This window comes from Kribbella sp. NPDC050124 (assembly GCF_044460355.1).
Lineage (GTDB): Bacteria > Actinomycetota > Actinomycetes > Propionibacteriales > Kribbellaceae > Kribbella.
On the sequence record NZ_JBITJU010000010.1, the window covers coordinates 114,240 to 124,265 of the forward strand.

Genomic DNA, 10,026 nt, shown 5'->3' on the forward strand with positions numbered 1-10,026 from the left:
CGAGAACAGGCTGGGGAGAAGAGTCTCGCGCTGGAGGTTCGCAATGGACGAGCCGACTCGTATCTCTCGCCGGAGCCTGTTGTGGCTGACCGCCGTCGCGGCCGGTGCCGCGGCCTGTGGTGATGCCGGGGACGACGCGGGGCCGCCGGAGGCGACTGTCCCCGCGCCGAGCCCGACCATGACGTCGCCGTCGGCGAAGCTTTCCGGTGACCTGAAGATCCTGCTCTGGAGCCACTTCGTGCCGAGCCACGACGCGTGGTTCGACCCGTTCGCGAAGAACTGGGGCAAGGAGGTCGGCGTCAACGTCACCGTCGACCACATCAACAACACCGAGATCGTGGCCCGGACCGCGGCCGAGATCCAGGCCAAGCAGGGGCACGACCTGATCCAGTACATCGCACCGTTGTCGCAGTTCGAGCCGAGTGTGGTCGACCTCAAGGACGTCGCCCAGGAAGCCCAGCGGCGGCACGGCGAGCAGTTGCCGCTGTGTGTGAAGTCGAGCCAGAACCCGGCCACCGGCAAGCACTACGCCTACTCGCCGGGCTGGGTGCCGGATCCCGGCGACTACCGCAAGAGCCTGTGGGAGTCGGTCGGCCTGGCCGACGGCCCGGCGTCGTGGGACGACCTGCTCCGCGGCGGGGCCGAGATCAAGAAGTCCAAGAGCATCCAGATGGGTGTGGGCATGTCCCAGGAGATCGACTCCAACATGGCCGGCCGGGCCTTGATGTGGTCGTACGGCTCCTCGATCCAGAACGAGGACGAGGAGGTGGTGATCAACTCGCCGGAGACGATCGCTGCCGTCGAGTTCATGCAGCGCCTGTTCAAGGACACGATGACGAACGAGGTCTTCTCCTGGAACCCCGCCTCCAACAACCAGGGACTGATCGCCGGCCAGATGTCCTACATCCTCAACTCGATCTCGGCGTGGCGCACCGCCCAGGAAGCGAATCCGGAAGTTGCCGACGACATCTACTTCACCCCGGCGCTGAAGGGGCCCAAGGTGGGCCTCGCCGCCCAGCACGTGATGTACAACTGGATCGTCCCGAGTCACGCGCGCAACGTCGACGCGGCGAAGGAGTTCCTGCTGCACTACACGGCCAACTGGCCGTCGGCGACGTACCACTCGAAGCTCTACGACCTGCCGGCCTTCCCGAAGCTGGTTCCGCAGCTGAACAGCTGGCTGGACAACGATCCGTTCGGTGCGAAGCCGGCGAACAAGCTGTCCGTGCTGAAGAACGCGATCGACTGGAGCACCAACATCGGTTATCCGGGTCCGGCGAACACCGCCGAGGGCGAGGTCTTCGCGACGTTCGTCATCCCGAACATGTTCGCCAAGGCCGCCCGCGGCGAGCTGAGCCCAGATCAGGCGGTGGCGGAGGCCGAGCGGCAGATCACGCCGATTTTCGACAAGTGGCGGCAGCGTGGTCTGGTCGGCGGAGTGTAGGTGAGATCGCGTGGCTGTCGTCGAGGTCCGTGGTCTGCGCAAGGTTTTCGAGGGTGGTCGGGTGCGTCGCGGCGCTCATCGGCGGGTGAACGCGGTCGACGGCGTGGATCTGGCCACCACCGAGGGCGAGTACCTCGTGCTGCTGGGACCGTCGGGCTGCGGCAAGACCACGCTGCTGCGGACGATCGCGGGCCTCGAGCAACCGACCGACGGCGAGGTCCGGATCGGTGGACACGTCGTGAACGAGCTGCCGCCGCGGGCTCGACGGGTCGCGATGGTGTTCCAGAGCTATGCGCTGTACCCGCACAAGACGGTGCGGGACAACATCGTCTTCCCACTCAAGGCGCAGGGCGCCGACAAGGCGGAGCGGGTCGAGAAGACCGACTGGGCGGCCGATCTGCTCGGCATCGGCCCGCTGCTCGACCGGCGCCCACGTCAGCTGTCCGGCGGTGAGCGGCAGCGGGTCGCGCTGGCCCGGGCCCTGGTCCGGGAGCCGAGTGTGTTCCTGCTCGACGAGCCGCTGTCCAACCTGGATGCGAAGCTGCGGGCGAGCGCGCGTGACGAGCTCAAGCGGTTCCAGCGCCGGGTCCGGACCACGACGATCTACGTCACCCACGACCAGGTCGAGGCGATGGGCCTGGGCGACCGGATCGCGGTCATGTATGCCGGCCGGATCCGGCAGCTCGGCCTGCCGGTCGAGGTTTACGACGACCCGGCCGACACCTTCGTCGCGACCTTCCTCGGGGCGCCGCCGATGAACCTCGTCCCGCGGGACGGTGTCCTGGTCGGCTTCCGGCCGGAACACCTGCTGCCGGAAACGCTCGTCCAAGGGGACGATCGGCTGGTGGTGCCGTTCAAGATCGATCGGGTCGAGCACCTGTCCGGTGATCGGCACCTGTACGGAACGGTCCGCGGCCTGGGCGCCGAGACCCGGGTGATCGCCAGGCTGCCGGCGACCGTGACGTCGGCGGTCGAGCCCGGTCAGGAACATCGGTTCGCAGTCCACGCGGAGCGGCTGCGGTTCTTCGACGCCGACAGCGGGGACCGGACCGACCCCATCTCGGTGCGCAGCGGATCATGACGAAAACGGCCGCCCCGCCCCAACTCGAGGAGCCCGTCGACCTCCGGGTACGGCGACGGCTCGCCGACCGGGACAACGTGCTCGCCTGGGTGTTCCTGCTGCCCTCGGTGGTGTACATCGTCGCGCTCGTCGCGATCCCGTTCTTCCTGGCGATCGCCTTCAGTTTCAGCGATGTGACGGCTGGGGATCCGAGCTTCGACTGGGCCGGACTGGGCAACTACCGGAACGTGTTCGACGATCCGGTCTTCTGGCGGTCGTTGCGGAACACGATCGTGTTCACAGTGGTCTCGATGGCGCTGATCGTCGTACTCGGCAAGGTGCTCGCGAACATCCTGATCGCCGACTTCCGGGGCAAGTGGCTCGTTCGTTTCCTGGTGTTGCTGCCGTGGACCACGCCGGTGGCGTTGTCCACGATCGCCTGGCTGTGGCTGCTCGACTCGGTGTTCTCGCCGATCGACTGGGTGCTGCGGGAGGTCGGGGTGATCGAGTCGAACATGTACTGGCTCGGGAAGCCGAACCTCGCGATCGGGTCGGTCATCCTGGTGCACGTCTGGCGGCTCGTCCCGCTGGCAGCGGTGATCATGATGGCTGGGCTGGTGGCCATCCCGAAGGACGTCCAGGAGGCCGCCTCGGTCGACGGGGCGCGCTTCTGGCGGCGGATGTTCGAGATCACCATCCCGCTGACGATGCCGGTCATCGCGGTGGCCGCGTTGTTCGGGGCGATCCTGACCTTCACCGACATGGCGGTCGTCTACGTGCTGACCCGGGGTGGCCCGACCAACTCGACCCAGGTGCTCGCCAGTTGGGCGTTCTTCCGTGGTATCGAGGGCGGGGACGTCGGCCAGGGCGCGGCGATCGCGTTGTTCCTGTTCCCGTTGCTGCTGGCCGGGGCGATCGCCATCCTCCGGGCCGTACGGCGGATGGACGTCTCATGAAGGCCGCCGAGATCGAGCAGTTGCGGCGGCACGCGCGGCGGCAGCACGTCGCGTCCCGGATCGCCGTGTACCTGCTGGCGATCCTCGCGGCGCTCGGTGCGGCCGGCCCGTTCATCTGGGCCGGGATCACCGCTTTCAAGGAGAATCGGGACCTCTACCGGCGCACCAACAACCCGTTCCTGTTCAACCTGCCTCCGACCACCGAGCACGCCGACTACCTGTTCAACAGCACCGAGTTCCCGACCTTCGTGTGGAACACCCTCTGGGTCGGTCTGCTGGTCACCGTGATCACGCTCGGACTCGGACTCCCCGCGGCGTACAGCCTGGCCCGGCTGGACCGGCCGTGGTCGGGTCCGATGGCGATCGCCATCTTCTTCGTCTACCTGGTGCCGCCGACCTTGCTGTTCCTGTCGCTGTCGCGGGTGGTCGTGGCCGCCGGCCTGCAGGATCGCACCTGGTCGCTGGTGCTCGTGTACCCGACCATCACGATTCCGGTCTCGGTGTGGCTGCTGATGGGCTTCCTGCGGTCGATCCCGAAGGACATCGAGGAACAGGCGATGGTCGACGGCTACAGCCGGCTCGGCGCCTTCGTCCGTACCGTCGTACCGCTGATGTTCCCCGGCGTCGTGGCGGTCGTGGTCTTCGCGTTCACGCTGACCGCCAGTGAGTTCATCTACGCGCTCGCGTTCGTCTCACCGTCCGCCGAGAAGCCGATCAGCACCGGCGTGCCGACCGCGCTGGTGCGCGGCGACGTCTTCTTCTGGCAATCCCTCCAGGCCGCCACCATCCTGGTCGCGGTCCCTATCGCCCTCGTCTTCAACCTCTTCCTGGAACGCTTCATCGCCGGCTTCACCCACGGCGCCGTCAAAGGCTGAGCCGGCGAGCGTGGTTCAGCTGGGTTTTTCCTCGTGGGCGGCTTGGGCTTTGGCCAGGCGTTCGCGGGCGCCGTCGAGCCAGTGCTGGCAGGTGGCGGCGAGTTCTTCGCCGCGTTCCCACAGGGCGAGGGACTCCTCGAGAGTGGTGCCGCCGGCTTCGAGTTTGCGGACCACCTCGACCAGCTCCTCCCGGGCCTGCTCGTAGGAAATCTCCGGTCGGTCGCCGCTCACGTGTTCTCCTCGGACTTGACTTCGACAGCGAATCGGCCGTCGCTGACGCGCGCCTGCAGCAGATCGCCGGGCGCCACCTGCGCCACTTCCCGTACGGCGGTCCCGTCCGCCAACTGCAGCACGGAGTACCCCCGCTCCAACGTCGCCTTCGGGCTGAGCGCCCGTACGCTGGCCAGCCGGTGGGTGATGTCGTCACTCGCCCGATCCAGCCGATGGGTCAACGTACGCCGGTTCCGCTCGAGCAGCGCCGTGATCTCGTCGGACCGCCGCTGCAGATCGGTCACCGGCGCCGCGAGCGCGGGCCGACTGCGAATCGCTGCCAGCGCATGCATCTCCCGCTGCAGCCATCCCGTCATCGCCCGCAGACCGCGCTCCCGCAGCATCCGCACGCCGTCCAGCTCCTCGCGCACATCCGGCACGATCCGCTTCGCCGCATCGGTCGGCGTCGACGCCCGCAGGTCCGCGACCAGGTCGAGCAAGGGCGAGTCGGGCTCGTGGCCGATCGCGCTGACCACCGGCGTCCGCGCCTGGGACACCGCGCGAATCAGCCCCTCGTCCGAGAACGGCAGCAGGTCCTCCAACGACCCACCGCCACGCGCGATCACGATCACCTCGACCGACTCGTCGGCATCGAGCTTCCGCAGCGCGGTCATCACCTCACCCGCCGCCGCAGGCCCCTGCACCGACGCGTACTCCACCCGGAACGCGACCGCCGGCCACCGCCGCTTCGCGTTCTCCAGGACGTCGCGCTCGGCCGCGGAGTCCCGCCCGCAGATCAAGCCGATCGTGTGCGGCAGGAACGGCAGGGCCTTCTTCCGGTACGACGCGAACAAACCTTCCGCGGCAAGGAGTTGCTTCAACCGCTCGATCCGGGCCAGCAGCTCACCGATCCCGACGTGCCGGATCTCGTTGACCGCGAGGGCGAGCGTGCCGCGGCGGGCGAAGAAGTTGGGTTTCGCGTTCACCACCACGCGGGAGCCGTCGGTGACCGGCGGGTCGACCGCCTCGAACACCCGGCGGTTGCAGGTGAACCGCAGCGAGATGTCCGCGTCGGTATCGCGCAGCGTGCCGAACACCGTGGTCGTGCCACGCCCGATCGACACGTCGGTCAGCTGCCCTTCGACCCACACCGCGCCGAGCTGGTTGATCCAGCTGGCAATGCCGTTCGCGATCGTGCGAACGGCTGCAGGCGCATCCGGCGAGGTCTCCAAAGCCACGTCCAGACCCTACGACCCCGCGCCGACAATCCCTCAGCTGGGCGCGGCCAGTTGCCCGATCACCTTCTCGAGCAGGCCGTCGGGGAGTACGCCGGGAAGCGTGAGCTGCTCCAGCATGTAGCCGCCGATGGTCAGGTAGAGCAGCAGCGGGTCGCCGGGGAGGCCGTGCTCGTGGTGCAGGCGGATGTTCTCGTCCAGGTTCTCCCGGACTCGCTTGGCCAGCGCCTCCTGGAGTGCGGGCCGGCGGGTGGCCTCGAGGCGGAGCTCGAGGAGCGCGAGGTAGCCGGCACGGTCCTTGGTCAGCCGCTCCTGCAGCAGCTGAAGCAGGGCGGTCAGGAATTCGGTCGACGGTGGCTGATCCAGATGCTCCGGATCCGCGCCCAGCCGGTCGTGGATCCGCAGCCCAGCCTGCAGCAGCAGGTCGTCGCGGTTGGCGAAGTAGTTCGACGTCGTCCCGTTCGGCACGCTCGCCGCGACGTCGACGGATCGGAAGGTGAGGCCACGGGCGCCGTCAGCCGCGAGCACCTCGATCGCCGCGTCCACCAGCGCGGTCCGCCGTTCCGGATTGGTCCGCATCAGCTTCTCCCCACTCCGAGCATAGTACTCTGCCTGAAGTGGTTTAACCAAGGGAGGCCTGCGCAACTACGTCTTCTCCAGAACCTGACCGAGAGTCCCGACCCGACGGTCGAGTTCGTCTCCACCGACCCGGTCGCCAAGGTCCGCGACCTCAAGCAGGAGGAAGGTCTCGGCATCTGGCTCTGCGGAGGCGGCGTCACCGTCCTCACCTACCGAAAGGCCTGACGTGCGCCCCTTGCTGCTCCTGGATTTCGACGGTCCGCTGAATCCGCATCGTGCACAGGGGATTCCGGCCGGCTACGAGCGGCACGAGATCGTCGAGGGGGACAGGTCGTGGGTGGTGCTGCTGAATCCGCAGCACGGCGCGGAACTCAACGAGCTCTTCGACCTGGTCTGGGCAACCTCGTGGGAACACGGCGCGAACCGCCTGCTGGCACCCCGCCTCGGGCTTCCGACGCTGCCGGTCATCCTGTGGCCGGACCGGCAGCCGGTACGACGGGGGTCGTGGAAGACGCCGTACGTCGCTGAGTGGGTGGGCGACCGCCCGTTCGTCTGGGTGGACGACGAGGTCGGCCCGGACGACCAGGCCAGCCTCGGCGACCGCGGGGTGGTCCATCGCGTCGATGCACGAACTGGGCTCACAGCTGCCGACTTCGTCGCACTTCGCGAGTACGGAAATTCCTTTGCGGAGAAGGGGAAACGCCCGCACCATTGAGTACTGGAAACACCTCCCGGGGGAGCCGTCCGGACAGGGCGGACGGCTCCTCGACGCGAGACAGTTTGCCGTGAGCAACTTCGACCCCGGTGGCTGGTACAAACGTGCGGTGAGCGAGCAGGACGAGTCGAAGCGGCAGGCGATCGCGACCGGCTACGCGCGGCTGTACGGGCCGCTGGCTGTGGTGTCGGTGGTGATCGCGTTTCAGCCGATCCTCAGCGACGACTACGGGACGCTGTGGGAGATGGCCGGGCGACCCGGCGGTGGTCCCGCGGTGATCGGTGTGTTGCTGATGGGTGGGCTGATCTGGCTTCTCGCCGCGGCTGCGCTGCGTCCGGTGGTGAGTACGGGTGTTCCGGCGCTGATCGCCGTACTCTCCGGACTGATTGTGGTGATGCTGCTCACAAAGCCGGGGACCGGGTCGCCGCGGCCGGAGTTGACTTCGTTCGGTGATGCCGCTGTGGCGGTGGCCGTCTGCACGTTCGCGCTGGCGGTTTCGCAGTTTGTCCGGCTCCGGAGGGGCTGACGGGGGCCCGTACCATGGGGGTTGTGACTGCCCAGCCTGAGAAGACGCCCACGACGACCGCGGTGAAGAGCAAGCGGGTGCTGCTTGCGGCGCCGCGCGGGTACTGCGCCGGCGTGGACCGGGCGGTGGTGGCGGTGGAGAAGGCGCTCGACCTGTACGGGCCGCCGGTCTACGTGCGCAAGGAGATCGTGCACAACAAGCACGTCGTGCAGACCCTGCAGGCGCGCGGCGCGATCTTCGTCGACGAGACCGACGAGGTGCCCGAGGGGCAGACGGTGATCTTCTCCGCGCACGGCGTCGCCCCGGTGGTCCACCAGGAGGCGGCCGCGCGGCAGCTGAAGACGATCGACGCGACCTGCCCGCTGGTGACCAAGGTCCACCACGAGGCCAAGCGGTTCGCCGCCACCGACTACGACATCCTGCTGATCGGCCACGAGGGCCACGAGGAGGTCATCGGCACCAGCGGCGAGGCGCCGGACCACGTGCACCTCGTCGACGGCCCCGGCGACGTTCCGAACGTGACGGTCCGCGACCCCGAGAAGGTGGTCTGGCTGTCCCAGACCACGCTGTCCGTCGACGAGACGATGGAGACCGTACGGCGGCTCCGCGAGCGGTTCCCGAAGCTGCAGGACCCGCCCAGTGACGACATCTGCTACGCGACCCAGAACCGCCAGGCCGCGGTCAAGAAGCTGGCCGCGGAAGCCGACCTGATGATCGTGGTCGGCTCCCGCAACTCCTCGAACTCGGTGCGCCTGGTCGAGGTCGCCCTCGAACACGGCGCGAAGGCCGGCTACCTGGTCGACTACGCCGCCGAGATCGACGAGACCTGGCTGGAGGGTGTCGACTCGGTCGGCGTCAGCAGCGGCGCGAGTGTGCCGGAGGTGCTGGTCCGCGACGTCCTGCGCTGGCTGGCCGAGCGCGGGTACGCCGAGGTCCAGGAGGTCACCACGGCCGAGGAGAGCCTGACGTTCGCCCTGCCTCGCGAGCTCCGCAGTGACCTCAAGGCGGCCGGCCTGCCGACCACCGGCACCTCGGATCACGCCTGGACTATTTGATCACCAGCTTGATCGTCTTGCTGGTGTCGAACGGTCCGTCGGCGCCGCAGTACCCCACCGTGTAGCGGAAGGTGTAGGTGCCCGGCTTCGTGTAGGTGTGGGTGTCGATCCGGTAGGTCTCGCGGCCGGTGGTCCGCTTCGTCGCGTTCTCACACGTCACCGCGCCGCCGTCCGAACCGCCCGGAAGCTCACCATCGCCCCACGTGTAGTTCGTGCCGCCGGACAGGTTGAGGAACGACGTGTCGGCGGGAAGTGCCTGTCCCTCCGCAGTGATCGGCCTGATCACCGTGCCCGAGACGGTGACGTCGATGGTGACGGTCCGGCCGCTGATCGTCGGCTTCAGCTTGACGTCGACGTTGATCGGCGGCTGAGCGGGCGGGGTCGTCGTGGTCCTGGTTGCGGTGGTGGTCGCGGTTGACCCCGGCGTGCGCCCGTCCGTGCCCTGCGCCGCGCCCGCAGTGTTCCGCGGTGTCACCGGCGAGGTCTTCGCGGTGGGCGGCGTCACCGTGGGGTCAGCCGTCGGCGGTCCGGTGACGACTGTCGTCGGTGCGCTCGGGGTGTTGCTCACTGGCGGGCTGCTGTTGATGTCGGTCAGGTTGCCGGCGGCAACCGTGACGGCCACTACCGCGGCTGCGGCCAGCGTCACCACGCCGGCGGTACGGCGACGCCGTACCGAACGGACCCGGGCGAACACAGTCTCGCTCGGCACCCCGCTCGGCGGTGGCGGATCGGCGACGAGCTGCTCGAACTTGTGCTTGAGATCGTCGGTCATGGTCAGCCCTCCTTCTGGACCGGGGTGGGAAGTGCGGTGATCAGTGCGTGTTCGCGGAGCTTGGCGAGCCCGCGGGAGACGTTGGACTTCACGGTGCCGACCGAGCAGCCCATGATCTGGGCGATCTCGGCTTCCGGCAGGTCCTCGAAGTACCGCAGCACCAGCGTCGCGCGGGCGCGGCGGGGGAGTGTCGCGAGTGCGCGCAACAGCAGGTCGCGGTCGTCGACTGCGCCGTACTCCTCTCGGCCCTGCGACTCCGGCAGTTGCTCGGTCGGCGTCTCGCCGCGCCACTTCCGCCGCCACCACTGGGTGCTGGTGTTCACCATCACCGTCCGGGTGTAGCTCTCCAACGCACTTCCGCTGCGCAACGTGTTCCGGTGGAACCACACCTTGGTCAGCGAGGTCTGTACCAGATCCTCGGCCAGATGCCACTCCCCGGTCAGCAAGTACCCGAACCGCTGCAGCGCTGTGAACCGCCCGTCCACGAACTCGGCGAACTCGCGGTCCCGTCCTGGATCCATCCCAACCCCTATCTAGTGCAACTCGGTCAGACCTGAGATGCCCCGACCGGGAGCAAAGGTTGAGCGGCTGCGCGAGAA

At 68.2% G+C, this 10,026-nt stretch carries 12 protein-coding genes; 7 read left to right on the forward strand and 5 right to left on the reverse strand.

From position 1 onward, the window contains the following. Positions 1-43: 43 nt before the first annotated feature. The 4 genes from ACIBL3_RS23495 to ACIBL3_RS23510 are packed head-to-tail and all read left to right on the forward strand — an operon-like array spanning position 44 to position 4,335. Positions 44-1,444, forward strand: a complete 1,401-nt coding sequence (locus ACIBL3_RS23495; RefSeq protein ID WP_396355663.1) for an ABC transporter substrate-binding protein — start codon at positions 44-46, stop codon at positions 1,442-1,444. Positions 1,445-1,454: 10 nt separating this feature from the next. Beyond that, positions 1,455-2,525, forward strand: coding sequence for an ABC transporter ATP-binding protein (locus tag ACIBL3_RS23500; RefSeq protein ID WP_396355664.1), 1,071 nt, complete (start codon positions 1,455-1,457; stop codon positions 2,523-2,525). Further along, a complete protein-coding gene (locus tag ACIBL3_RS23505) occupies positions 2,522-3,460 on the forward strand; it encodes a carbohydrate ABC transporter permease (RefSeq protein ID WP_396355665.1) in 939 nt (312 codons plus the stop codon). The genes ACIBL3_RS23500 and ACIBL3_RS23505 overlap by 4 nt, the downstream gene beginning before the upstream one ends. Continuing rightward, the gene (locus ACIBL3_RS23510) at positions 3,457-4,335 is read left to right on the forward strand and encodes a carbohydrate ABC transporter permease (protein ID WP_396355666.1); all 879 of its coding nucleotides are present in this window, start codon (positions 3,457-3,459) and stop codon (positions 4,333-4,335) included. The genes ACIBL3_RS23505 and ACIBL3_RS23510 overlap by 4 nt, the downstream gene beginning before the upstream one ends. Positions 4,336-4,350: 15 nt before the next feature. On the opposite strand, the gene ACIBL3_RS23515 is transcribed toward ACIBL3_RS23510, so the two are convergent. From ACIBL3_RS23515 to ACIBL3_RS23525, 3 genes are read right to left on the reverse strand one after another with little or no spacing between them, the layout of a single operon-like run. Further along, entirely contained in the window at positions 4,351-4,566 is a 216-nt protein-coding gene (locus ACIBL3_RS23515) for an exodeoxyribonuclease VII small subunit (protein ID WP_396355667.1), read from the reverse strand. Continuing rightward, a complete protein-coding gene (gene xseA / locus ACIBL3_RS23520; protein ID WP_396355668.1) occupies positions 4,563-5,783 on the reverse strand; it encodes an exodeoxyribonuclease VII large subunit in 1,221 nt (406 codons plus the stop codon). Before xseA ends, ACIBL3_RS23515 begins: the two co-directional genes overlap by 4 nt. A gap of 33 nt (positions 5,784-5,816) precedes the next feature. Further along, positions 5,817-6,359, reverse strand: coding sequence for a TetR/AcrR family transcriptional regulator (locus tag ACIBL3_RS23525; protein ID WP_396355669.1), 543 nt, complete (start codon positions 6,357-6,359; stop codon positions 5,817-5,819). Between the two features lie 235 nt (positions 6,360-6,594). On the opposite strand from ACIBL3_RS23525, the gene ACIBL3_RS23530 reads away from it, so the two are divergent. The 3 genes from ACIBL3_RS23530 to ACIBL3_RS23540 all read left to right on the forward strand — a co-directional run bounded on the left by ACIBL3_RS23530 (position 6,595) and on the right by ACIBL3_RS23540 (position 8,655). After that, positions 6,595-7,074: an HAD domain-containing protein gene (locus tag ACIBL3_RS23530; protein WP_396355670.1), complete on the forward strand. Its 480-nt coding sequence runs from the start codon at positions 6,595-6,597 to the stop codon at positions 7,072-7,074. Between the two features lie 70 nt (positions 7,075-7,144). Next, the gene (locus tag ACIBL3_RS23535; protein WP_396355671.1) at positions 7,145-7,600 is read left to right on the forward strand and encodes a hypothetical protein; all 456 of its coding nucleotides are present in this window, start codon (positions 7,145-7,147) and stop codon (positions 7,598-7,600) included. 14 nt (positions 7,601-7,614) lie between these two features. Beyond that, positions 7,615-8,655 carry a 4-hydroxy-3-methylbut-2-enyl diphosphate reductase gene (locus ACIBL3_RS23540; protein WP_396355672.1) on the forward strand — a complete coding sequence of 347 codons (1,041 nt, stop codon included), beginning with the start codon at positions 7,615-7,617 and terminating at the stop codon, positions 8,653-8,655. Here ACIBL3_RS23540 and ACIBL3_RS23545 read toward each other — a convergent pair. Together ACIBL3_RS23545 and ACIBL3_RS23550 are read right to left on the reverse strand one after the other, a co-directional pair. Further along, positions 8,648-9,427, reverse strand: a complete 780-nt coding sequence (locus tag ACIBL3_RS23545; protein ID WP_396355673.1) for a hypothetical protein — start codon at positions 9,425-9,427, stop codon at positions 8,648-8,650. The genes ACIBL3_RS23540 and ACIBL3_RS23545 overlap by 8 nt on opposite strands. 2 nt (positions 9,428-9,429) lie before the next feature. Then, on the reverse strand, positions 9,430-9,948 hold the full coding sequence (locus ACIBL3_RS23550; RefSeq protein WP_396355674.1) for a SigE family RNA polymerase sigma factor: 519 nt from the start codon (positions 9,946-9,948) through the stop codon (positions 9,430-9,432). Positions 9,949-10,026 lie beyond the last annotated feature (78 nt).